Origin of the sequence: Photorhabdus thracensis (assembly GCF_001010285.1) — a bacterium.
GTDB lineage: Bacteria > Pseudomonadota > Gammaproteobacteria > Enterobacterales > Enterobacteriaceae > Photorhabdus > Photorhabdus temperata.
In genome coordinates this window covers 4,097,099-4,119,382 of sequence record NZ_CP011104.1, presented here as the reverse complement: position 1 = coordinate 4,119,382, position 22,284 = coordinate 4,097,099, and the positions used below count along the sequence as shown (strand labels likewise).

Sequence of the window (22,284 nt, the reverse complement as noted above, 5' to 3'; positions counted from 1 at the left end):
AATGACTTGTCCTGTAATTGAACTTGCACAACAACTGATAAAACGCCCCTCTGTCAGCCCGGATGATAAAGGTTGCCAGGATATTATGATCGCCCGTCTGCAAGCCATTGGCTTCACCATTGAACGGATGCCTTTCGGCGACACAAACAATTTCTGGGCCTATCGTGGCACAGGCCCGACGTTAGCCTTTGCCGGGCATACGGATGTTGTCCCTGCGGGCGACGAATCTCAATGGGAACAGCCCCCTTTTGAGCCGACTATTCGTAATGGCATGTTATATGGCCGGGGCGCAGCAGATATGAAAGGCTCACTGGCTGCCATGATTGTCGCAGCTGAACGCTTTGTTGCCAATTATCCCAATCACAGTGGTCGCCTGGCCTTCCTGATTACCTCTGACGAGGAAGCAAAAGCCACCCACGGCACAGTTAAAGTGGTTGAAGCTTTGATGTCCCGTAACGAACGGCTGGATTATTGTCTAATTGGTGAACCGTCCAGTCAGCACCATCTTGGCGATATGGTGAAAAATGGCCGGCGCGGTTCCCTGACGGCTAATCTGACAATACAGGGTATCCAAGGCCACGTTGCCTATCCGCATTTAGCTGATAATCCAATCCACCGGGCCCTGCCGGCTTTGCAAGAGCTGGTCAATACCCAGTGGGATGAAGGAAATGCGTTTTTTCCGGCAACCAGTATGCAAATTGCCAATATTCATGCTGGAACAGGCAGTCATAACGTGATCCCGGGGAATTTGCAGGTTCAATTCAATTTCCGTTTCAGTACGGAACTGAGCGATAGCCAAATCCGTGAACGGGTTGAGACAATCCTGAAAAATCACGAGCTGAATTACACGATTGAATGGATATTGCCCGGCCAGCCTTTCCTGACTGCCAAAGGCGAGTTAGTCAGTGCCGTCGTACAGGCAATAGACCATTATTGTGGCTATAAACCTGAATTATCTACCAGTGGCGGCACATCCGATGGGCGGTTTATTGCTCAGATGGGCGCTCAGATTATCGAACTGGGGCCACTCAACTCAACAATTCATAAAGTTAATGAATCCGTCAGTGCCGCAGATCTGCAACAACTCAGCCGGATTTATCAGCGCGTTATGGAGCAACTCATCCAGTGATAACCGCAAATATGTTAACTGGCCTGGCTACCGGGCACTTGATTTCTCTCTCTGGCAATCACCGATTACAACCAGAAGCAGTCAAATCTTTTCTTTCCATGCAGCAAGCAGCAGCAAATGCGGGAATTAATCTGCAACCTGCCAGCACATTCCGCGATTTCCAGCGTCAACAGGCTATCTGGAATGGCAAATTCCGCGGCGAACGCCCGGTATTGGACGAAAACAGCCAACCCATAGATATCACCCAATTAACAGAAGGAGAACTTTGTCAGGCTATTCTCCGCTGGTCTGCCCTGCCCGGCGCCAGCCGCCATCATTGGGGAACTGAGCTGGATATTTATGCTCCAACGATGCTGCCGGAAAACCAGAAATTACAGCTGGAACCCTGGGAATATGAAAATGGTGGTTACTTTGAACCGCTGACACATTGGTTGACAGAGAATATAGCCCATTTCGGTTTTTATCGCCCTTTTGTCGGTAACCGTGATGGCGTCGCTTATGAACCGTGGCATATCAGTTACCGGCCACTATCCGGACAATTGGAAAAATTGCTGACTAAACAGATGCTACTGGATGTATGGCAACAGCATGATATCGCAGGTATTGACTGGTTATCGGCTAACTTGCCCTATCTATTTGAGAACTATCTCAGTACTGCGCAGGAGATAACCTAATGCAATGGTTAGCTGATTATTGGTGGATTATTTTAGTTCTATTGGTTGGCGTTCTTCTCAATGCAATTAAAGAATTACGCCGCCTGGACGTCAAAAAATTTCTGGATAATAAACCCGAGCTCCCTCCTCACCGGGATTTTAATGACAAATGGGATGATAAGGACGACTGGCCTCAGAAAAAGCCGTAGTCCATTCTTGCCAATGCCTAGCCAATTTCTTGTCGAGACTTGCCAACGCTTGTGCAGCTTCTTGCCGCCAGAGTAATGTTAATGCCTTATATCCGCTTAACTTCAACACAGTGACACACTGCTCAATACTCATCTCCTGCTGGAGATGATTTCTCAGTGCGGGCAACGGCAAATCACTGTTCAATAACAATCGTTGCAAAGCCGGTAATGAAGCAGAAAATGGCCGGTGAGCAAATGCAAAACCTGCAAGCTCTTGCCAATCACTCTGATTGAGATGGCGGTCAATTTGGTAATCCACAGGCAAGCAGAACCCAATCTGTGACTCCAACCAATATGCATCACGGGCAAACTGTTGTTGTGCCTGAATACAAAGTGCCATCCCCAGTTGACTCAGTGGAAAAATCGCCATTGCGGTATAACAACCGCTACTGGCTTCCAAATGGGTTCCCATACGGACCAGTTGGAAACCACATTTTTGCCATAATGCCCACAGTTCAGCGGTATAACCAAAGCTGACAGAAATAAAATCTATTCCCTGTCCTTTTGCCCTTGCCCACTGAAACGCGATCATTCCCTGAGCAATACCCTGTCTGCGATTGTTAGCCTGTACGGCAACCCGGCTAATCCGTTGAGATTTCAAGACTGCCGCCTGAGGTAAACCACTGTGGGCCGCTAACGATTGAGCGACCAGATTTCCTCTGGGGCGACGCCTGCCTGCCCATACTTCATGTGCCAGCTCAGGCGATAATCCACCTTCATCAACCATCCACAAAGCACCTGCCAAGGTCTTATCTCCAAGCGCTGCGATAAACTGCATTCCTTTGGCATCAAGTAAACGCCGTAAATCCAAAGGTGAAGTTTTATAATGAGCACTGGTTAATATGCCATAAAACTGTCTCAGCAATTCAGGCTGTTTAATCCATTGCTGCTGATGATATATGTGATAACAGATCGCCTGATCAGAATTATTTACCGGGACGGCATCCTCAAACAATAAAGCGTTTTCCAGCCAGTTCTCCAGAGGATCATTCTCAGCCCAACGTACAGGCGCTGTCAGATTTAAAATATGACAATCAGGAATTTCAGCACAAAATTTAAGTAAAAATCCCCGCCCTGTACCTTCATATCCCTGCACAGTTGTTGTTAATAATACCCGGGGAAAATAGCTGATCAGCTCAAATAACTGCGGCGTTGGAATAGCTGCGGCTTCGTCAATAAGCAACCAATCAACGTCTGATACGCTATTTTGTCTGCAATATTTCAGCAAATTATCTACTGCCCAGAAATACCCTTTTTCACCAGAATAGCCTCTGATAATTTCAGTCATTGTTTTTGCCGGCGCTGTCAGCCAGCAATTATTCCCTAGCCATTGTTGCATTAACATGCCTGCAAGCGTCGATTTACCTCGCCCTCTTGGCGCCGTAATTACCCATACTCCCTGATTTGCCTGCAAAAGTTGCGCTAAAATGGCATGCTGGCTAGCAGTCGGATTGCCATCAGGCAATTGCCACTCGCTGTATTGTGGCAATTCAGGCAGGTGAAGAAAAGTATTTTGCCGCCATAGCAAAACTTGAGGATCGTTAATAAGTTGCCGCTGAATATGCTGAATAAAGTGCGGAGTTGGAATTGCGTCTAATTGTTCATTCCAACGCATACTGTCCTTATCCGGTTGATAACGCCATTGATACCACGATGGAACCATCATGACCAACCAACTTCCGGCCTTCAATGTCCCCGCTAATATCGCCAGTGCTTCCGCATTAAAACCTTCGGTGGCATCAAATATTCCGTGCAGATATTCCTGACCTAATAAACTGACCGCTTTTGCTGGTGGCACTGCTTTCTCTTTGCGATAAGAGATCCATAACCAATCACCAGCAAATCTCTGCTGTAGCTCATTAGCCTGTTGATAACACCAATCATGATCGCCACTCAACACCAGTAAACGACGTAATCCTTGCCGCTGCATTTCCGCTTGTATCGCACTCAGTTCCGGCAGCATAACGACTACGATTTACCAATCAGCAATGACAAAATCCCGGCAGCAATCAGCGGCCCCACCGGAACACCTTTAAACAAGGCAACACCCAGTACTGTTCCCACCAGTAAACCCGCAACCGTTGAAGGCTGATTAGACATCAACGAAACCCCGCGGCTGCCCAGCCAAGAAACTAATACTCCGATTGCTATTGCCAGTAACGATTTCCAATTCAAAAACGAATGAAGAACCGCTTGTATCGTAATTTTCCCACTGGCAATGGGTGCCATCACCCCCACAGTCAAAATAAATACACCGATAGTCAGCCCATATTTTTCCACCCAAGGGAAGAATTGATTTAGTGGTGTTATACGGATAACCAGCAAGAGCAACATTGCAAGAGTGACGGTCATGTTGTGGCTGATGATACCCAGTGCCGCCAACACCAGCAGCACAAGTAAAGTCGGATCAAGATGGCTCATAAACTTCAATACCCTATATCCCATCAGGCTAGGGCAATTTTTCCTTATGTCACAGAAATAACTTATATTTTCCTACTAATTCAGACAATTAACAAGTTTATAATGGGAATATTTTTTCTTTATAAAATAAACACTCTCAACAAATGGATATTTTTAATTAATTGAGTGATTAAAGGACTATTATTGCCAAAAAATTGTAAGAAATAGTCTTGCATGCCATCAATAAAATCACCTTGTATGACTAAAATAGCCACAGTCATTTTCTATATAGAAATCTTTCAGCTTAAATAACATATAATACTTCAACGATATAATCAGTTATTTCAATCCATTCCGCGATAGTCACTCACTATTTACTTTACCTCCGTTAGAAATACTCCTCTATTTTGTGAGCAAGTTCTAAATAAGTGTTTTTTTAACAACTCATACTTAGTCTAAACACGCAATAATACAAATTTAACTAACCAATTCATTGCAAAATAAATTAATACTGATAATAGTAAATATCGTCTGACCTTTAATCCAACAGGGAGTAAATTATGTCATGCTTTCCTACCGGATATTGGGAACAATATCCGAACACTGCCACAGTGATCACAACATATACTTGCAATGCTGCCTGCAAAGAATGTTGTTTTGAATGTAATCCCTCGGTGAAAGCGCGTCTGAGCCTGGATGAAATTAAACAATTTATTTCACACTCAAAGGCCAATTTCCCGGGGCTAAAGTTAGTCGTCTTCAGTGGTGGAGAGTGTTTCCTGTTAGGTAAAGATCTGATTGAAGCCATTCGTTTCGCCTCAGATCATGGCTTATTAACTCGCTGCGTGACTAACGGCTACTGGGGAAAAAACAGAGAAAAGGCACAAAAAATCGCCCAAGATTTAACCGATGCCGGTATCACAGAAATAAACATCAGCACCGGGAAAGATCACAGTGAATGGATATCTATCGACAGCGTAGTTGCGGCAGCAGAAGCATTAGCCGGGCAAAATATTACGACACTGATTACCGTGGAACAGGATACCGCTGATTCTGCCATTGCGACACAAATCACACAGCATCCGATCATCAAGCACCTCAAAGAACAAAATAAAATTAACTTACAACGCAACACATGGATGCCGTTCTATGACACCAGTGAAGAACGAAAAGACGTTCCAAACCGGGATGAGCAACTGGCAAAAGGGTGCGATCAGGTCTTTGAAAATATCGTACTGACACCACACGGTGAAATCTCCGCCTGCTGTGGGCTGACATTAGAGCATATCCCTGAGATGAAACTGGGTCAGTTGCAGGGAGGCGATTTATCCCAGCTTTTCAAGGGACAGGAAGAAGACTTTATGAAAGTATGGTTGCGAACAGAAGGACCATACAAAATTCTAAAAAAATATCGCCCGCATGATAGCAACATTAATCTGGAAAAAATCGTTCACCCCTGCCAAGCCTGTGCCCATCTGCATAAAGACGAAGGAATACGCCGGAATTTGTTAGATAACTATCATAGTGAAATCATTCCAGTGATGAAGAAATTTAATGCCAAAGAAAGGCTGGATTTGATCTGCTATTCAGCAGAAAAAAATGCCGTTAACTTAACTGAGGAGTAATAATGCAGCGACGTACATTTATTAGCATAGTGGCGAGAGCAGCCGTTGGCCGTATAATACTACGGAATTGAATTCAGGCTTTAACGTCATACTACTCAATATCACCATGATCACTATTTACCGACTCTCAAATTTTTATTAAATAAGGTGGTAATCAAGGAAAAGAAATACTTTATTCTCCTTTAGGAATATTTTCACCTGCTGTTTTGTGAGCAGACTCTAAATAAGCAGATTTTGTAATAAGATATATTTAGTCTAAACGCTCAAAATAAAAATTTAATCAGCTAACATATTGCAAAATGGAACCATCCAGCTAATAGTTAGTATCATCCACCGATTAATAGCGCTGAGGACGAATTATTCTATGCTTCACCACTGAACATCAGGAATAATATCAAAATATTGTTACAACAATCACAATATACACTTACGATAAATATCGTTGGTAAGAAATATTAGTTAGATAATTATTATATGAAATTATTTCAGCAACGAAGAAATTTAATAAGAAAAGGCTAGCACTCATCTATATAGCACCCAGTAAAAAAAGAATTCCGTCAACTTAGAAAGGAACGAATCATGAAAAGACGTACATTTATTGGCGTAGCAGCCGGAGCAGCTATTGGCAGTGTCATCCCAACCGTTAATGCCAGTGCCGATAGCAATCGCCTCTTTGGCGTACCACGTTCATTGCTCTCTCCAGGAGAGGTTGAAGAAAATAAGTTAAGGCTGTCAATGTCAAATGCAAAACTCCCGGTTGAAGTTTGGGAAGAGATCATCACCTATAACCGATTTTGGGAAACCATAAAACAACAGCCCAACTTAGCATTAAAATACAGGGAATCACCGGAGAAAGTCCTGGCTGAATTCGGCATAGACAAAAATATCGTTAGCCCCGGTTCAGCAGAGGAATTACTGCTGTTCATCACTTATGATAAGGATTTGATGAATGCAGTAAAAACCAATGACTATGAAGAATTATTTTCCCGACTGAAGGCCTATGGTTTAAACGAAAGAGGTTCAAGCCTGAGGAGCCGGATCAACCACCATCTCAATCAAGACGCCAGCCTTGTTGCACATTTTAAAGAACATATCGAATCCTACCAGCTGCAAGATACAAACAGCCCTCCCCTTATCAGGTTGAAGGAAATTCTGGAACCTTTGAACAGTGAAGACGATACCAGTATCGAAATTGCCCGTCTTGTCGTAGGGGCAAACGTGGTTGCTGCGGTTAATGTGGCTGTCGGTACCCGAGTCGTCGCAGCAGTAAATGCAGCGGCGGCAGTAAACGTAGCAGCCTATGTGAGCCTGGCAGTACAAGTAGCTGTCACGGTATGTATGGCAAATTATTTACCCAAAATCGATCACAGTGACCTTTCAACCGGCACTGCTTCTCTGCATCTTGCCAGACTCTATAACAATCAAAAGATGGTGGATACTCTGGTCACAGAAGCTATCCGCAGGGAAATCACCGCTTGCCTGTTTGCTGCGCAAAAATGTGGTTATATCAATCTGCCGGCAACACGCGAAGAGCGTAAAGAAGTAATTCATCTTTTTACCGAATTATCTTTAGGAATGGCAGCAGCATGAGCAATATCGTGGGATTGAATCCAGACTTCAAAGTCATATTAATGAACGTCGCCATGTTCGTCCTGATCGCCCTGGTTTTTTTGCCTGTACCATACTGGCTTAATAGCAGTAATCCGAATAAACTGGCGGCAAGTATTACGACAACTCTCTTCGTGGTCATTGCCTTATTTATAGGCTATCAACTGTTATCAAATAAGGCGGTGATCAAGGAAGGGAAATTATTGATGAAGTCCGGAGTATATTCACACGAATGGGCTATTTCCTCATTACACCGGGAAGAAGGCGTTTCTCTGGAAGATTTTCATCGCAGTAATGGTATACATATTATCCATTACTCGTCGGGATATTATCACAAGAAACGAAATAAATATTTCATTCTACGCGTAAGTAAACGCCATTTAATATGTTTTAGTGCGGAAGACAATATTGGATTATGTATAGATGAATCTGTTTTCGAAAAAATAAAGGGCGAATTACGAGATAAAATATAACGTGGAGCAGCAAAATAATGGAATATAGCGATAATTGTTGGCCGTTGAACTATACACAGCTCCGTTTAGCCATTGCTAATACTGTTGCTGACGATAAGTCTGTCTTCAATGTCGGCGAATTCGTCAGCTTCAATGACAATATTAGTCTGGAAAGATTGGAACAGGCCATTATGACCATTCATCGCTTCAATGATGGTTTTTCCTTACGTTACCGTATTTCTGAGCAAAATATTTTTCAGGAGAAGTGTTACACGCCGATCGAAGTGATACCAATAAAACTATCAGATCCGGCAATAGAACAAGTTACAAAAGCCGATTTCGACAAAAGAATAACTGAACCACTGGCCCCGGAAAATGGTGTGACGATCCGGCATTATCTTTATTTTAATGATGTTGGGTGCTGCTTTTGGGGAATTATCGCTCACCATGTCGCCACAGATTATTGGGGCATAGGTCAGTTGATTCACGATGTTTTGTCCTGCTACGAACAACAATTATTCCCCCCAACATCAGAGCCTGTTTTTACCTACCAGGCTTATCTTAACGATATGAAATATAAAGCAAGCGCGCATTATGCTAACGACAAAAACTATTGGGATAATTACCTCAACCAACTTCCCAAATTAGAGGATTATGCAAGTAAACGTCTGTTTCCCTCGAAAGCCATTAAAGTAAGCCGACCGCTCACCGCAAACAACGATAGTTTTACCTTTAATGATAAATTAATGATGATACTGGCCTTATGCCTGCAAATGACTAAACGGGGCCGTTTATCAACAAGTATCATTAATTTACCTTTCTCTAACCGACGTGACAAAAGAGAATACCGTTATTATCGCCCGGCAATGAACACCTTACCTCTTATGGTTTCTTTATCGCCAGAAACAACGATAAAACAGATCCTCACGGAAATGCAGTCACAAATTAGTCTGCATAGCAGGCATAGCCGTATTGATATGCGTGATTTGAATGATGGCGCGATAAGTAAGGCAGATCAATTAACCGCGGTCCCTTATGTCAATTTATTGCATGAGATTGAACATGATCTTATGAAAAATAATCGCGCGATTCGCGGCTGTATGACTTCCGGCGCAGTAAATGATTATGGGGTTAATATCCGGTTTTCTTCTGACGGAAAGTCAGCATTAGTTGAATTGGATGCAGGAAGCCGCTTGTACAGTACCTTTACCGCCGACGCTTTGATTGATAATTATTTACGTATTTATAACGCCATTGCAGAAAATATCAATGAAACTGTCGCAGCATATTGGGAAAAATATAAAATAACTGAACTCATGGACAATATAACATCTGGCATAGGGACTCCAGAGAATATTGTCGTTAATCACCCCATCAGAGAGAATATAATTACCCGAATAGCGCAAATCGCCACAATATCTCCGGATAAAAAAGCAGTAATTTGCGGAAATCAAACCACAATAAACTCTGCATATTTCTTTAATTACCATGAGCTTTACAGTAAATTATTAACTTTCAGCCAACTGCTATTATCCTGCCCACTAAAAAACCGAAGAATAGCCGTGTTATTACCCAGAGGAATGGAATCCTTATTGTCTATATTAGCAATCCATACGGCGGGATTATGCTTTATTCCAATCAACATGACATTCGGACGAGAAGAAATCAGCAATATATTGCATGGGCTGGATATCGCTTTATTAATAACTTCTCGTCACCATCATGAGAAAGTGAATGATATTAATAATACGCATGTTTTCTTTATTGAAGATATAAACACATTTCCTTCCGAGATATCTCCGGGAAATGACATAAAATGCCCGGCGACCAAAGAGGATGAAGCCTATATCTTTTTTACATCAGGCACCACCGGAGTACCAAAAGCGGTACCGATAACTTTCAAGGGGCTTTATGCTTATTTAGCCGCTATGACAGATCGGTATGGTATTCAACAAGATGACGTTATTCTTAATTTCAGTACCCCGGTTTTCGATGCTTATATTGAGGAAGTATTTGGCTGTTTTTATCGGGGAGCTACACTGGCAATTGCCAGTGATCACATGATCGTTGAGCTTGATTCACTGTTTTCATTTTGCCATGCACAATCGGTAACTGTCGTTAACTTTCCTACGAATTATTGGCACCAAATTGTCTTTTTCCTGCACGCGGCCATTAAAGAATTATCACCGACCATCAGAATGACAATTATCGGTGGCGATCTAGCAATGGATAAAGCCATCCATCATTGGTTGGAAAAAGTAGGATGCGGAATTTCTCTGATTAACTCTTATGGCCCAACAGAATGTTGTGTTGTGGCAAGCTGTCACAAAATAGATGATGAGTTCCAACCCGGTAATATTATTGGTAAAGCACTGGAAAATAGTTCTATTGTCATTCGGGAATATGGAACTGATAATATCATTAGCGGCAGCAGTGGAGAAATATGTATTCGTGGGGACTCTATATGTGCCGGATATATTAACGACAATCAGTCAACCTCGCACAAATTCTTACAGTTGAACGATGGAGAAATCTATTATTTAACGGGAGACCGTGGGTTTTACGATGCCCAAGGAAATTTAAATTTCGTCGGTCGGCTGGACAAAAAGCATAAAATTGATGGAAAACGTGTCGATCTTGAGGAAATGCAGAAAATACTTACAGCGGCAACTCATATTGACGAAATTCATTTAACGATAAAAGAGAATGAAACCGGATATCAGTATATCAATATATTTATCCCTCATGACTCATATTCAATTGCACGTCATGAAATCGTCTCATTCCTGCGTGGATGCTATCCAAAATTACAGGTGCCTTTTATTGTCGAATCACCATTATCCAACGATTCCACCTCTGTGACAGAGTTGAATAAAGAAGATAATGTTTCACAGATTAAAGGGGAAAAACGCGAAATATTTTTTACATTATGGCGCGAGGTCTTTGGCGATAGCGATGGCGTTGTTGATGAAGATACGAATTTCTTTGACGCAGGCGGTACTTCGCTTAAAGCATTATTGCTCATTAATAAGATCCAGCAATGTTTTGATTGCTCTATCCGCCTGGAAGATTTCTACCACTCCCCCAGATTGGGTTATTTATTGCAATCTGTCATTCAACAGGGGCAAATGCCCGTTCTAACCCATAAAAATAGCACCTGCCTGACAGAACAGCACGACCAGTATTATTGGATAATTGATACTATTTCTAATCATTCAGGTGCCCATAATATCCCGTTATATTATCATCTGGCCGGTGATATCGATTTAAAGAAATTACGCTCCGCTTTGCTGTATACCATGCAATGTTTCCCTGCTCTCCGCCAAAGAGTCACCATGACGGATGGGCAATTCTCTTTAACCCACTCATCTGCAACCGAAGAAAACCTGCCCTTCGAATATATCGATCTGACTCATGCTACTGGCATCAATATTGAGATTTCATTGCGCAAAATCTTAAATGATATGGCATTCAAGCCGATGTCATTGCAGGACAATCCACCGGTATGTTTTAAGTTGCTGAAAATAGCAGAGCATAAGCATTACCTTTTGTTAAATTTCCATCATGCATTTTGTGATGGAATGTCGATTGCTTATATATTGCAACAATTATCCTCATCTTATACGGATAATACACCGAAAATTGCAGCAACTGTAGAAACAAGAGTTACTGTAATTAATCCGCGCATGTCGGACCAAACATTAAATTTTTGGACAGAAAAATTGCTCAACGTACTTTCTGTTGCCGGACAGCGAGATATTACATCAGGGGCTAATCTTCGGGTTCGTGGCCGACGCTACTCAATGCCGTTGTCTCTTCAATTAATTACCACGCTGTCCTGCGTGCAAAAGAAACACTCGGTGACTCTGGAACAGATCGTGATTGGGGCATTTCTGATGACCATCAGATCATTACTCAATAAAGACGAATTGATCCTAGGTATCCCTTGTGCCAACCGTGTTCCTCCTGTGCCATTCGATGGTGTTGGCAGCTTTGCTACAACGTTGCTACTGCCTTATGTTACTGCGGAAACCTCATTAATTAACGTATCCAAGTATGTCCGTGATTTCCTGATGGATGCAAATGCCCATTCAAATATCTCGCTGGCGTATCTGAAACAACACCTTCACCACCACCACAGCATACAGTTACCGGAAATCGCTTATTACTTCTCTTCTCAAATAGGATTCTCCACCGGTTTATATCTTGGTGAAACCCATTGCACAAAAGAGAAAATCAAGGGACTCAAACCTAAAGGGGATATCGCGCTCGAACTGGTAAATTCACCAACTGGGATGGGTCTGGAGTGGCTCTATGACGATGATATTTTCTCTGAAGATATCATCAGCGACATGGGGCTGTTTTTGCTTGATTTATTAGATTGCATGGGCGTTGAGCATAACTTAATACCTGGCAATACGGAACGATAACAACAACTAAAATGGATGCTGATTGTGCTGGTTAAAAAAAAGAAATGGGCAATTATCACTATCATCATGATCGTTTTTCTTGCCGTGATTTATAACAAATTCAACCGTAAAGAAACGCCTGCGATCATAACAGAACAAATCATCACCGGAACGCTGGGCGATGTTATCACGATAGTAGGCGCTGCCGGTGTTATACAACCAACCCGCCAGCAATTGCTGGATGAGGCCACTTTCGGCGTGAAGAAAAGTCAGGCAAGAATTGAAAGCCTTAAAGCTGATATCAGGCAAAATGAACATATTTTGCGTAATGAAGAAGTCAGCCTCAGTTATACCCAAATCTATTCGCCTATTGCCGGCGTAGTGACCGCAATCCATGTTGATCCAGGGCAAACCCTGAATGAAATGCAATCACAAATTAACCTTTTCCTGTTGGCAATTTCATCAGTAACACTCTTTGTTGCCGGTGTCAGTGTCATGAATACCATTCTGATCAGTGTCAGAGAACGTAGACGGGAGATTGGTATACGGCTTGCCGTTATTTGATATTGCTGTTGGTTTCTCTTTTTATTCCTTTTTATTGTCTTCCCTCTCGGCTGATGCCGCGCACGATAAATTTCCCTCACTCGCGCAATAAATGAAGCGGTAATTGCGTTTCATCTATTGAAAAGTTTTTACATAACTAACCGTCATAGATATGACTGTAGTTTATCCAATATTACCCATTTTTCCTTTGAATCTGTAATACGTACTTGTAGGGCAACTCGATATCGAGACACAACTTACTGCCAGTCGCCTCAACATAATGTTTGAGAGAAGACAGTTTCAAATCGCGACCAAGCTTCTCCATGTCAGAAACCGTAGATTAATAACAACTTTGGGCTCTTCATTCGCCAGTATTTGGTTGAGCACTCTTGCAATGCTTGGATTGGATCAGCCTTTGCCTTAGACACGCGGTTCTTTCATGCTGTTGTGACATAAACCATTTATAGTGCCTGCGTATGGCTTGGGCAACATAGGGCTTCGTTTGAAATAGAGAGGCTTGTCAGTGGCCTGAAACATACTTATCGCACATTTTCTCCTCGCTAGGCTTCAAATTCCTTCAATTCTTCATTTGCAATTTTGTTCGCGGTGGTATAAAATTTTATACAATCAAATAAGGAAGGAAGCTATAATAAAAATCAGGAGCGGTACTAGAGAAAGAAATTGTCTGTATTGGCCCTTCTTGTGAAGATTTGTTAGCCTTTCCTTACAGATCGCACGTAAAGACGCAAGCTATCAGTTTCATAGAATACAGTATGGAATAGATCCTGAAGACTGGAAACCTTTTTTGGCATCGGTTCTGATGTAAAAGAAATGCGGCTAAGAGACAGTACAGGTATTTATCGCATTATGTATGCTGTTAAATTTGATGAAGCTATTTTACGTATTACATAGTTTTCAGAAGAAAACTAAACAAACAGATAAGCAGGACAAGGATATCGCTAAAGTGCGATACAACGCAGTTATCCAGCATCGGGGAAATATTAAATGACCACTAAAATTGACACTGAAATTCGTAGGGTAACTCCAGCCGGACATAATATATTTTCTGAATTAGGTTTTACTGAGCAAGAGGCTCAGCAGCTTCATACAACCTCTTTACAAGAAATAGAAAATACACTGCAAATTAAAGAACGGTTAATGGAAGAAATTACTTTATGGATTGTGGATGAAAAAATGAAACAAGCTGAAGTAGCAGAGGTGTTACACATTTCTCGTCCAAGAGTATCTGACGTTGTGAATAAAAAAGTAAATAAATTCACCATTGACGCATTGGTTAATATGTTAATCCGTATAGGGAAACCTGTTCAGATTACGGTGGGTTAAAGCACATATATTAACAATTTAAAATAGGAGGCACTTAGAATGGGTGCCTCTTGGTATTTCAAAATGATTCAACCTTTCGGTTCAATACCACGTGCTAGCAGCTCTTTGCGCAAAATTCGTTTTATCCATGTTGCTAAAGACGTATCACCATCTTTCTTCATTTCTGCTTCAAGCTGGAGACGAAATTCCTCTGTTAACCTCATAGGAAATTGAGGAGATCTTTTATTTTGTATTGACAAGGTATATACCCTATGGTTTAATGCTACTGTATATACCAGTGTATATTCAAAGAGTTTCAAAAACAACGGAGCTTGGTAGTGTCTCACCACTAATCGGGTTTCTAACCACAACATTATTGGAGCTAATGCTATGGCTAACGCTAATAGTAACATACGCACGCATTCAAAACGCTATACATTTATAACGTCCTTTCTTATCGATTGATAATTGAACTTCGCCCATTATACATGATTTCAACATTGCATACAATTAAATAAGGAAGGAAAACTATGACGAAAATTAGGAGCAGTACAGAGAAAGAAATTGCTTGGATTGGTTCTTCTCATGAAGACTTATTAGCCTTTCCTATAGACACACGTAAAGACGCAGGCTATCAGCTTCACAGAATACAGCGTGGAATAGATCCTGAAGACTGGAAACCCTTTTCTGACATCGGTTCTGGCGTAAAAGAAATACGGCTAAGAGACAGTACAGGTATTTATCGCATTATGTATGTTACTAAATTTGATGAAGCTATTTACGTATTACATAGTTTTCAGAAAAAAACTCAACAAACGAATAAACATGATAAGGATATCGCTAAAGTACGATACAACGCAGTTATCCAGCAGCGGAGAAATATCAAATGACCACTAAAATTGACACTGAAATTCGTAGGGCAACTCCAGCCGGACATAATATATTTTCTGAATTAGGTTTTACCGAGCAAGAGGCTCAGCAACTTCATGCAATCTCTTTACGAGAAATAGAAAACACACGGCAAATCAAAGAACGGTTAATAGGAGAAATTACCCTATGGATTGTAGATAAAAAAATAAAACAAACTGAGGTAGCAACAGTGTTGCACATTTCTCGTCCAAGAGTATCTGATGTTGTGAATAAAAAAGTAAATAAATTCACCATTGACGCATTGGTTAGTATGTTAACCCGTATAGGGAAACCTGTTCAGATTACGGTAGGTTAAGACGCGCATATTAAAGTTATTAGGATAATTTAAAATAAGAGGCACTTAGAATGGGTGCCTCTTGGTATTTCAAAATGATTCAACCTTTCGGTTCAATACCACGTGCCAGCAGCTCTTTACGCAAAATTCGTTTTATCCATGTAGCCAAAGACGTATCACCATCTTTCTTCATTTCCGCTTCAAGCTGGAGACGAAATTCCTCTGTTAATCTCATCGGAAATTGAGGAGATCTTTTATTTGGCATTGACAAGGTATATACCCCATGATTTAATGTTACTGTATACACCAGTGTATATTCAAAGGGTTTCAAAAACAACGGAGCCCGGTAGTGTCTCACCACTAACCGGGCTTCTGACCACAACATTATTGGAGCTAATGCTATGGCTAACGCTAATAGTAACATACGCGCACATTCAAAGCCCTATATATTTATTAACGCCCGTTCTAACCGACTGATAATCAAACTTCCCCCATTACGCATGATTTCAATATTAGCTACTACGGAAATAGAAGCTTGTACTCTGCTAGCAGGCTTTCCTTTTGTATTTGCCTCATGCAAGCCACTGGGGGAACTGAACCATGCTTAATACTAAGAATATTAAGAATACTGCGGACATTAAGAACTACTGTGATATCTTCTATTCCGACATGGCGAATGTTGTGTCAGTACTGGATACGGCGGTTATGAGTGAACAAGATATTGAACTACTGGAAGAAGCCTGCGAAGCTAACAGTGCTGGGCTCTGTCATGGGTTACATTTTCTGGGAGATACTCTTGTTACTTTTGCCGCTAATGACGTGGTAGAATTCACCCCAGAAAGTCTTTGTCAGTTAGGCCATTGTCTAGCTGCTATCAGCTCACTATTGCCGATGTTGTTTACTCTGTATCAGAAAGCCAATAAAGAAACTCAGTTACGCCACCTTTAACTCTGAAATGGCCTAAACGCTCATTATGCTAATCGCTTCCACTTGTAATCCCATGATCTACAAGTGGATACCATCCACGTACATCTTATACTGTTTTGGAATCATCCCTGATATATACCCTAAAGATTTCAAGATGCATCGCGACGGCAAGGGAGTGAGCGAGTGCAGCCAACAAAGAAGCAACTTGAAAAATAACGGGTATAGTCCATAACTATACGGAATTGGTTACAGTATCAGAAATAAGAATAGGGCCATTGATCCCTTATTCCGTAATTCTGGGTTTTTCGGGCCAATAAATATCTGGCGCTAAGTTAGCATCAACACGGTTGAGCAATACCCTATATTTTTTCAAAGCGGTCAACCGAGAATTTTCCTCATCACTCTCCATCCCCAAATCTACAGCATCTTGTAACGGAGCTATCTGTTTACTTACAGTGAACATAAGTTGCTGTTTCTTATGTTCTGCTTGTTGCTGCTGTTCCTGCCTAAGTTTTATCACACCGCTTTCTGATATTATCCACTTTTCACCATCGTATTTATGATAAACGGACGGAGCGCGTTCAGTAAGCACTGGATAACCCTCTTTATTACTGACAATAGACAAACCGTGTGACTGCCCTGTTAGTAATTCATTGTGTTTCTCTGCTGTTATTTCAACGCATTCTTCATGGGCTTCACTATAAAAAGCGCCTTCTTTTCTGGAGAAATAAACCATTTATACCCCCCAAAATAATATATGAACAACTTTACCTGGATTTTCATTGTTGTTGGGAGTGCCAGCCTGATATTCAAACGTCGATAATGTTGCATTACGTACTAATGTGTGACCTGTTGATGTATTTATACTCGACATGCTTGCGACATATCCAATAAACTGATTTTTAAAAGAAATTGGATAATTGACTTTTACCCATGACTGTTGGTTTGATGCAACTTTAACCCATTGAATCATTATTCCCGTATCCCCGCATTGCCACCAGCCATTTTCAGATTTTATAGCTGCATTTTGTAATGCGAGTGTACCGCTTCGCTCAGGTGTTAATATATTATAACGTCGCTGATTGCTCGGATCGTTAGAATAAATATGTAACAATTTTCCTTCCGAACTATTAATTCCTACCACATACCCATCTTTCGATTTGAAACGTAGCTCAGGAAAAGGAGTTTTACTATCAATCAATAAACTACCAACGGTTGCGGTTTTATCGCTAGAAATGCGCAAGAAAGTATTATCGCTCTCAGATTTAGCATAACTTCCCACATCTCCGGCATTCAATGAAATATCAGATGACAACGCTTTTCCATTCACTTTACGAATGGACGGTACTCGGCTATTAGCGTTGTTATTTGCAGCTACAGCACTTTGATTCGCCGTATTCGTCAGTGATTGCACAAATGCTGTTGTTGCAATCTGAGTATTATTAACGTTTTTAGCAGGTGTGGGGGCGATTGGCGTTCCTGTGAAAATGGGACTGGCTTTCGGTGCATACTGAGTATGCGGATCTTGCACCTCAGAATGTTCCCTCAACTCATTCCCATTTTGTTCTAGTTTCTGTTTAAGATAACTTGTGCGGTTGACCAACTGTTTAGCCTGCCGATTGGAAATACCATCAGGCCCGCCTAACACGGGATCTGAGGTTTCTATTTGATACACTCCCTCTGACCACTGTGGGGTTTCCAGCAAATTAGCCATTTTAACTGCTCCCATAATTGTAACTACCGTCATAACTGACAGTATTATTGTAACGAATTGATACAGACTGATATTCCAAACTGGCAAGGTGGCAGCGTGCTGGCGCAAACGCTGCCAATGTGGTACGCAATAGCGAGGCTTGATCATTGGTAATAGGTTGCTGAAGTATGACGCGATAATTTGCCCAGGATGTTGAATCTCCATGAACATAATTACCGTTATGGTTGGCATGTCCGTCATAATTGATTTGACCAGTGCCTTCAATTAAATCAATTTCACCAAACCCAAAACGACGGATAATTTCACGAATTGACCACGGTGTGCCTTTATATCGATGCAATTCTATAGCTGACTTGATTAACGTACGGCGAGCATTGTCTGATTCGACAAGCTCCCAACCATCGCCAAATAGGGAGAATTGATTTGCCAGCCAATGCAGTGCGCTGCTATCGACAGTATCAATGAGATAAACCATTAATTGAGTTAAATCGATATCATCAAAACGGGAGGCCAACTGACCTAATGCACGCATACTGATATCAGCTTCTAGTGGAGGTGCTAGATGTAACTTAACCATCAGCGACTCCAGTGACCACAACAGTGATACCGATACAGTTCGCCCATTCATTTTCACCTACAACCTGAAACGTGGGAGACTCCAGTACGACTTGATAGACGCCAGAAACAGACAATGTTGAGATGATTTGGCTGGGAACAATATCTTTCCCTAACGTTGTTGCTCGTGCAGCTACCCATGCTTGTATGGCTTGTTTTGCTGCTGATTGAATATCAGGTGCATTAACGCCACTGTACAAGGTCAGTTTCGCCTTGATGGTATAATCAACCTTCACGGGAGGTTTTGCATATACAGTGTCAGTCAACGGGCGGATTTTTTCATCAGAACAAAAACTTTTCACCAGCGTTAAAATGCTTTCATCTGGCAGCCCCGTCGCCAATAGTGGAAACAGTTCAACAACACCCGGAATGGGAGACCTGACTGCAACATCAACAATATTGGGGTGAGCACGCATGGCATGAAAGTGATAAGCCTGACGACTGCCCGCATTAGTAAACGATTCAGGGGCCATCTTGATTCGTACACGTAGCCTCTCGTCACTTTCCTCTGCCGAACCACCACTACTCACTATTGTGTTGGTCACTTGCAGGTCAATGTCGTCGATTTCATCCAACAATGTATTGACTTGTGCTGGTTGCCAGCTATTCCCTGATAATCCAGCATCTGTACAAGTAGCTGTGACATTAACGAAACGTGTATCTGCTTTCAGAACAGCATCTGTATTAGTAGCAAAAGTAATACTGTCCGATGCATTAACACGAGTTCCAACTGGAATGAGTACATCTTGCTCTAATGCTTCATCAACACTAAATTGCAGTATTGTATGCGCCGGTTGGGCGGGTAGCCGATATACTCCGACCAATTCCCCTAAGTAGTCCAAAATGGGCGCACGGGCAAACTCGACCAAATTCTGCTTGGCGGCTTCCTGAACCCGCATTCGGGTCAGTGCTTCACGGTATGCAAATAAATTGATCAGCAGGCGTTCTGCCTGTGCTGGGTACAAAGTCTTACCTACATCAGCCTCATACTTTGCGATCATTTCGGTTGTGATTTTCTCTACATCACGCTCGATAAAATCAGGTTCTGTCAGCGCCATAGCAACTCCGTAGATTGTGTGATGCCATCAACTGCTTTCCAATTCACGCGCAAAGTCAGGTGCTCTGCCTCAACATTTGGTTTCACCGATAACAACTGACAACGAGGTTCCCAACGAGTAATAGCGTCAATAGACTCCCTGACAACGTGAGGAATCGCGCGGTCTATTGGATAATCCATATAAAGGTGTAAATTACTGCCAAATTCAGGTCGATGTGGGTCACTGCCACGTGGTGTACGTAGAATAATGCGTATTGCTTGGGCGATATCATCCAGCCCACAGGCAATTTTGCCTGAGTTCTGGAGAGCGAGTTGCCAAAAAACAGAGTGTGAGTTCGTATTCATGGGGAACAGTATCATCCCCTGTAGGCATATCTAATATTAAAGATGTTTAAAGAAACTAATGAAGATGATGATTTGAGTTACTACCTTCATCCATGATGTTGCCCGTTGCATGGATGTTGCCATTAACGCTGACATTGCCCTGAATGGTCGCAGCAGCTCCATTACCACCAGAACCCGACAGTCCATTTTGATAAGTTAATTGACCTTTCACTAACATATTTCCGGTTACGATTGTTTCCGGCGCATCAATAGTTGCCTGCTGTGCATGAATAACAACATTGGCTCCCACCGCGATCTTAATGTGCTGAATGCCACCATTAATAGTCAGGGTGTGTGAGGTACGATCATAGTAAAAAGCTGCATCATCTGCATAAGTCATACCACGAACGTCTTTATTGTTAGTTGGTGGCGGTTTATCAATACTGGAATAGATAGCACCTAAAATAACACCATCTTCACCATTGGCATCCAATAGTACTTCAACCTGTTCTCCAACATCAGGCAACCAATAGTCCTTGTTATTCTGGGTATTACGCTGCAACACATTCAGCCAGTTAGTACGCATATTATCGCATTCAGGCAATCGTACGCGGGCACGAACAGTAGCAGGATCTACGGCGCTAATCGTGCCGACTTGACGAGTTACGCTGCTCATTTGGATTTCTCCTTGATTATCATGTCGGAAGAACCATCGGGCTTATAGACAACCAATTTCTGAGTCTTACCCTTTTTATCTTTCTTGGATCTACTTGATGTAACAGGGCCACGAGCAACTTCAAGTTCGGTTATATATCCGCTGTTGCGATCAAAAGAGTGGTGAGCTGAAGTAATTAACCATTGCCCAGATAACTTGCCAAATTCAATTAACTCAATTTTATTTCCGGCGGTTAGCTGAGGGGCACCCATCAATGAAAGTGAGCCGTTCTGCTGGTACTCATTATATGAATCCAGTGCTGATTTGGCCTTTATTTCAGCGTTATCCTTGTTAGCAGCTCGGCTGTTTACTTTTAAGGTATCTACGCTGGTTTCTTTACCACTACTCTTGCCTTTTGAATTGGACTGATGACTTACACTGGTCGGGCCATCAGCTTCATAGACAATCAACTTTTTATCATCAGCCTTTTGGTGTTTCACTTTGGCTTTTTTATAGACTTTATTAATCGTGTCCCGCAGCGAAAATTGAGCGACATCGCGAGGGTATAATTTTTTTATGGTTTTTTGGCTGCGCAAAGTAGCCAAGTGGGAGAAAATTAGCTGTTCACTGACAATCTTAACGGCATAACCATATTCATTGGCTAACCGCTTCAGGAACGCCACGTCAGTTTCTGAATATTGCGTCACCCTGTCAATCTTGATGATTTCGATACTACCGATCAGCTTTAACTGATGTTTCTTGGCGATGCGGTTAGCAATAGCTGCCAGAGTTGTATTCTCAAATCCACGGTTAGATTTGGTACGCAATGCCGTATTAATGGACGTTGCTACACCTCGGACAGATACAATAGAAGGAGGGATGCTGACTTCAATTTCATCAATATAGAATGAGCCACAATTCAGTAACCGTTCGCCGAAATAGCCCAACTTCAATGTTAATGTATCACCTTTGCCCGGATACCATTTATCCAGCCAGCGACCATCAGTATCATCCAACTCTACCTCTATTTCATCGGATTCGCTTTTGATGTTGTCGGTATAGCTGACACGAGTGACATAAGGAGTGATGTCATTTGTGATATCTTTTTGCAAATATCGTAACGTGAATGTCGGACTTAAAACCTCTGAGACACCCGTTATAGATGGTGTTTGCTTGGGATCAATTATCTCAGCCACGGTGGTGTATCCTCGGCAGTTACTACATTGTCAGCGTCAATGATAGGGATCAACAATACGACACCTGATGGCAATATAGGTGTAACTGCAACGTGCGGATTAGCAGCAATTATGCGAGCGTAACCTAAAGGGTCACCATAATAATAGTGAGCCAATAAATCCCATCTATCGCCATCTTTCGTTATGTGTTCAAGAAACATGA

At 42.0% G+C, this 22,284-nt stretch carries 26 protein-coding genes; 14 read left to right on the top strand and 12 right to left on the bottom strand.

The window, feature by feature from the left end; genetic code table 11:
* The first annotated feature begins 1 nt into the window (after position 1).
* The 3 genes from dapE to VY86_RS17905 are packed head-to-tail and all read left to right on the top strand — an operon-like array spanning position 2 to position 1,991.
* Entirely contained in the window at positions 2 to 1,129 is a 1,128-nt protein-coding gene (gene dapE, locus VY86_RS17915; protein ID WP_046975959.1) for a succinyl-diaminopimelate desuccinylase, read from the top strand.
* Entirely contained in the window at positions 1,126 to 1,803 is a 678-nt protein-coding gene (locus tag VY86_RS17910; protein WP_046975958.1) for a M15 family metallopeptidase, read from the top strand. The genes dapE and VY86_RS17910 overlap by 4 nt, the downstream gene beginning before the upstream one ends.
* Positions 1,803 to 1,991, top strand: a complete 189-nt coding sequence (locus VY86_RS17905; RefSeq protein WP_036849379.1) for a YpfN family protein — start codon at positions 1,803 to 1,805, stop codon at positions 1,989 to 1,991. The genes VY86_RS17910 and VY86_RS17905 overlap by 1 nt, the downstream gene beginning before the upstream one ends.
* Here VY86_RS17905 and VY86_RS17900 read toward each other — a convergent pair.
* Together VY86_RS17900 and VY86_RS17895 are read right to left on the bottom strand one after the other, a co-directional pair.
* Positions 1,942 to 3,993 carry a tRNA(Met) cytidine acetyltransferase TmcA gene (locus VY86_RS17900; protein ID WP_046975957.1) on the bottom strand — a complete coding sequence of 684 codons (2,052 nt, stop codon included), beginning with the start codon at positions 3,991 to 3,993 and terminating at the stop codon, positions 1,942 to 1,944. The two genes, VY86_RS17905 and VY86_RS17900, sit on opposite strands and share 50 nt — an antisense overlap.
* Positions 3,994 to 3,998: 5 nt before the next feature.
* Positions 3,999 to 4,451: a DUF441 domain-containing protein gene (locus VY86_RS17895; RefSeq protein WP_046975956.1), complete on the bottom strand. Its 453-nt coding sequence runs from the start codon at positions 4,449 to 4,451 to the stop codon at positions 3,999 to 4,001.
* Positions 4,452 to 4,990: 539 nt separating this feature from the next.
* Between VY86_RS17895 and VY86_RS17890 the strand changes: the two genes are divergently transcribed.
* The 8 genes from VY86_RS17890 to VY86_RS17860 all read left to right on the top strand — a co-directional run bounded on the left by VY86_RS17890 (position 4,991) and on the right by VY86_RS17860 (position 14,411).
* Positions 4,991 to 6,055: a radical SAM protein gene (locus tag VY86_RS17890; protein WP_046975955.1), complete on the top strand. Its 1,065-nt coding sequence runs from the start codon at positions 4,991 to 4,993 to the stop codon at positions 6,053 to 6,055.
* 579 nt (positions 6,056 to 6,634) lie between these two features.
* Entirely contained in the window at positions 6,635 to 7,645 is a 1,011-nt protein-coding gene (locus tag VY86_RS17885; protein ID WP_046975954.1) for a hypothetical protein, read from the top strand.
* On the top strand, positions 7,642 to 8,136 hold the full coding sequence (locus VY86_RS17880; RefSeq protein WP_046975953.1) for a hypothetical protein: 495 nt from the start codon (positions 7,642 to 7,644) through the stop codon (positions 8,134 to 8,136). The genes VY86_RS17885 and VY86_RS17880 overlap by 4 nt, the downstream gene beginning before the upstream one ends.
* Before the next feature lie 17 nt (positions 8,137 to 8,153).
* Complete coding sequence (locus VY86_RS17875; protein ID WP_046975952.1) at positions 8,154 to 12,545, top strand: condensation domain-containing protein; 4,392 nt, start codon at positions 8,154 to 8,156, stop codon at positions 12,543 to 12,545.
* Between the two features lie 24 nt (positions 12,546 to 12,569).
* Positions 12,570 to 13,088, top strand: coding sequence for an efflux RND transporter periplasmic adaptor subunit (locus VY86_RS24955; protein WP_228939732.1), 519 nt, complete (start codon positions 12,570 to 12,572; stop codon positions 13,086 to 13,088).
* A gap of 810 nt (positions 13,089 to 13,898) precedes the next feature.
* Positions 13,899 to 13,979, top strand: coding sequence for a hypothetical protein (locus VY86_RS26600; protein WP_387695633.1), 81 nt, complete (start codon positions 13,899 to 13,901; stop codon positions 13,977 to 13,979).
* Positions 13,954 to 14,076, top strand: a complete 123-nt coding sequence (locus VY86_RS26595; RefSeq protein WP_387695626.1) for a type II toxin-antitoxin system RelE/ParE family toxin — start codon at positions 13,954 to 13,956, stop codon at positions 14,074 to 14,076. The genes VY86_RS26600 and VY86_RS26595 overlap by 26 nt, the downstream gene beginning before the upstream one ends.
* Positions 14,073 to 14,411, top strand: a complete 339-nt coding sequence (locus tag VY86_RS17860; protein WP_036850009.1) for a helix-turn-helix domain-containing protein — start codon at positions 14,073 to 14,075, stop codon at positions 14,409 to 14,411. Before VY86_RS26595 ends, VY86_RS17860 begins: the two co-directional genes overlap by 4 nt.
* Before the next feature lie 68 nt (positions 14,412 to 14,479).
* Here VY86_RS17860 and VY86_RS17855 read toward each other — a convergent pair whose 3' ends face one another.
* A complete protein-coding gene (locus VY86_RS17855) occupies positions 14,480 to 14,803 on the bottom strand; it encodes a hypothetical protein (RefSeq protein ID WP_036843602.1) in 324 nt (107 codons plus the stop codon).
* Positions 14,804 to 14,920: 117 nt separating this feature from the next.
* Between VY86_RS17855 and VY86_RS17850 the strand changes: the two genes are divergently transcribed.
* Positions 14,921 to 15,280, top strand: a complete 360-nt coding sequence (locus VY86_RS17850; RefSeq protein WP_046975951.1) for a type II toxin-antitoxin system RelE/ParE family toxin — start codon at positions 14,921 to 14,923, stop codon at positions 15,278 to 15,280.
* Positions 15,277 to 15,615 carry a helix-turn-helix domain-containing protein gene (locus tag VY86_RS17845; RefSeq protein WP_046975950.1) on the top strand — a complete coding sequence of 113 codons (339 nt, stop codon included), beginning with the start codon at positions 15,277 to 15,279 and terminating at the stop codon, positions 15,613 to 15,615. The genes VY86_RS17850 and VY86_RS17845 overlap by 4 nt, the downstream gene beginning before the upstream one ends.
* 79 nt (positions 15,616 to 15,694) lie before the next feature.
* Here the strand turns inward: VY86_RS17845 and VY86_RS24950 are convergent, their stop codons facing one another.
* On the bottom strand, positions 15,695 to 16,018 hold the full coding sequence (locus VY86_RS24950) for a hypothetical protein (RefSeq protein ID WP_046975949.1): 324 nt from the start codon (positions 16,016 to 16,018) through the stop codon (positions 15,695 to 15,697).
* Positions 16,019 to 16,194: 176 nt separating this feature from the next.
* Between VY86_RS24950 and VY86_RS17835 the strand changes: the two genes are divergently transcribed.
* Entirely contained in the window at positions 16,195 to 16,542 is a 348-nt protein-coding gene (locus VY86_RS17835; protein ID WP_046975948.1) for a hypothetical protein, read from the top strand.
* 262 nt (positions 16,543 to 16,804) lie between these two features.
* On the opposite strand, the gene VY86_RS17830 is transcribed toward VY86_RS17835, so the two are convergent.
* Genes VY86_RS17830 through VY86_RS17795 form a run of 8 tightly spaced genes read right to left on the bottom strand, consistent with a single transcriptional unit; the run spans position 16,805 to position 22,282 of the window.
* Positions 16,805 to 17,257, bottom strand: coding sequence for a tail fiber assembly protein (locus VY86_RS17830; RefSeq protein ID WP_046975947.1), 453 nt, complete (start codon positions 17,255 to 17,257; stop codon positions 16,805 to 16,807).
* Positions 17,258 to 18,235, bottom strand: a complete 978-nt coding sequence (locus VY86_RS26045) for a gp53-like domain-containing protein (protein ID WP_238591492.1) — start codon at positions 18,233 to 18,235, stop codon at positions 17,258 to 17,260.
* A gap of 1 nt (position 18,236) precedes the next feature.
* Positions 18,237 to 18,812, bottom strand: a complete 576-nt coding sequence (locus VY86_RS17820; RefSeq protein ID WP_046975946.1) for a phage tail protein I — start codon at positions 18,810 to 18,812, stop codon at positions 18,237 to 18,239.
* The gene (locus VY86_RS17815) at positions 18,805 to 19,908 is read right to left on the bottom strand and encodes a baseplate assembly protein (protein WP_046975945.1); all 1,104 of its coding nucleotides are present in this window, start codon (positions 19,906 to 19,908) and stop codon (positions 18,805 to 18,807) included. Before VY86_RS17815 ends, VY86_RS17820 begins: the two co-directional genes overlap by 8 nt.
* A complete protein-coding gene (locus tag VY86_RS17810) occupies positions 19,899 to 20,252 on the bottom strand; it encodes a GPW/gp25 family protein (protein ID WP_046975944.1) in 354 nt (117 codons plus the stop codon). The genes VY86_RS17815 and VY86_RS17810 overlap by 10 nt, the downstream gene beginning before the upstream one ends.
* A 55-nt stretch (positions 20,253 to 20,307) precedes the next feature.
* Positions 20,308 to 20,907: a phage baseplate assembly protein V gene (locus tag VY86_RS17805; RefSeq protein WP_046975943.1), complete on the bottom strand. Its 600-nt coding sequence runs from the start codon at positions 20,905 to 20,907 to the stop codon at positions 20,308 to 20,310.
* Positions 20,904 to 22,082, bottom strand: coding sequence for a phage late control D family protein (locus VY86_RS17800; RefSeq protein ID WP_046975942.1), 1,179 nt, complete (start codon positions 22,080 to 22,082; stop codon positions 20,904 to 20,906). The genes VY86_RS17805 and VY86_RS17800 overlap by 4 nt, the downstream gene beginning before the upstream one ends.
* A complete protein-coding gene (locus VY86_RS17795) occupies positions 22,070 to 22,282 on the bottom strand; it encodes a tail protein X (protein ID WP_046975941.1) in 213 nt (70 codons plus the stop codon). Before VY86_RS17795 ends, VY86_RS17800 begins: the two co-directional genes overlap by 13 nt.
* Positions 22,283 to 22,284: the final 2 nt, after the last annotated feature.

What these genes read in the sequence shown, in the direction of transcription:
- VY86_RS17835 (WP_046975948.1), top strand. Translation starts at nt 16,195, where the DNA reads ATGCTTAATACTAAGAATATTAAGAATACTGCGGACATTAAGAACTAC.
- VY86_RS17855 (WP_036843602.1), bottom strand. Translation starts at nt 14,803, where the DNA reads ATGTTACTATTAGCGTTAGCCATAGCATTAGCTCCAATAATGTTGTGG.
- VY86_RS17815 (WP_046975945.1), bottom strand. Translation starts at nt 19,908, where the DNA reads ATGGCGCTGACAGAACCTGATTTTATCGAGCGTGATGTAGAGAAAATC.
- VY86_RS26600 (WP_387695633.1), top strand. Translation starts at nt 13,899, where the DNA reads ATGCGGCTAAGAGACAGTACAGGTATTTATCGCATTATGTATGCTGTT.
- VY86_RS17810 (WP_046975944.1), bottom strand. Translation starts at nt 20,252, where the DNA reads ATGAATACGAACTCACACTCTGTTTTTTGGCAACTCGCTCTCCAGAAC.
- dapE (WP_046975959.1), top strand. Translation starts at nt 2, where the DNA reads ATGACTTGTCCTGTAATTGAACTTGCACAACAACTGATAAAACGCCCC.
- VY86_RS17795 (WP_046975941.1), bottom strand. Translation starts at nt 22,282, where the DNA reads ATGTTTCTTGAACACATAACGAAAGATGGCGATAGATGGGATTTATTG.
- VY86_RS26045 (WP_238591492.1), bottom strand. Translation starts at nt 18,235, where the DNA reads ATGGCTAATTTGCTGGAAACCCCACAGTGGTCAGAGGGAGTGTATCAA.
- VY86_RS26595 (WP_387695626.1), top strand. Translation starts at nt 13,954, where the DNA reads ATGAAGCTATTTTACGTATTACATAGTTTTCAGAAGAAAACTAAACAA.
- VY86_RS17860 (WP_036850009.1), top strand. Translation starts at nt 14,073, where the DNA reads ATGACCACTAAAATTGACACTGAAATTCGTAGGGTAACTCCAGCCGGA.
- VY86_RS17890 (WP_046975955.1), top strand. Translation starts at nt 4,991, where the DNA reads ATGTCATGCTTTCCTACCGGATATTGGGAACAATATCCGAACACTGCC.
- VY86_RS24950 (WP_046975949.1), bottom strand. Translation starts at nt 16,018, where the DNA reads ATGTTACTATTAGCGTTAGCCATAGCATTAGCTCCAATAATGTTGTGG.
- VY86_RS17830 (WP_046975947.1), bottom strand. Translation starts at nt 17,257, where the DNA reads ATGGTTTATTTCTCCAGAAAAGAAGGCGCTTTTTATAGTGAAGCCCAT.
- VY86_RS17885 (WP_046975954.1), top strand. Translation starts at nt 6,635, where the DNA reads ATGAAAAGACGTACATTTATTGGCGTAGCAGCCGGAGCAGCTATTGGC.
- VY86_RS17900 (WP_046975957.1), bottom strand. Translation starts at nt 3,993, where the DNA reads ATGCTGCCGGAACTGAGTGCGATACAAGCGGAAATGCAGCGGCAAGGA.
- VY86_RS17880 (WP_046975953.1), top strand. Translation starts at nt 7,642, where the DNA reads ATGAGCAATATCGTGGGATTGAATCCAGACTTCAAAGTCATATTAATG.
- VY86_RS17895 (WP_046975956.1), bottom strand. Translation starts at nt 4,451, where the DNA reads ATGAGCCATCTTGATCCGACTTTACTTGTGCTGCTGGTGTTGGCGGCA.
- VY86_RS17845 (WP_046975950.1), top strand. Translation starts at nt 15,277, where the DNA reads ATGACCACTAAAATTGACACTGAAATTCGTAGGGCAACTCCAGCCGGA.
- VY86_RS17805 (WP_046975943.1), bottom strand. Translation starts at nt 20,907, where the DNA reads ATGAGCAGCGTAACTCGTCAAGTCGGCACGATTAGCGCCGTAGATCCT.
- VY86_RS17875 (WP_046975952.1), top strand. Translation starts at nt 8,154, where the DNA reads ATGGAATATAGCGATAATTGTTGGCCGTTGAACTATACACAGCTCCGT.
- VY86_RS17905 (WP_036849379.1), top strand. Translation starts at nt 1,803, where the DNA reads ATGCAATGGTTAGCTGATTATTGGTGGATTATTTTAGTTCTATTGGTT.
- VY86_RS17820 (WP_046975946.1), bottom strand. Translation starts at nt 18,812, where the DNA reads ATGGTTAAGTTACATCTAGCACCTCCACTAGAAGCTGATATCAGTATG.
- VY86_RS17850 (WP_046975951.1), top strand. Translation starts at nt 14,921, where the DNA reads ATGACGAAAATTAGGAGCAGTACAGAGAAAGAAATTGCTTGGATTGGT.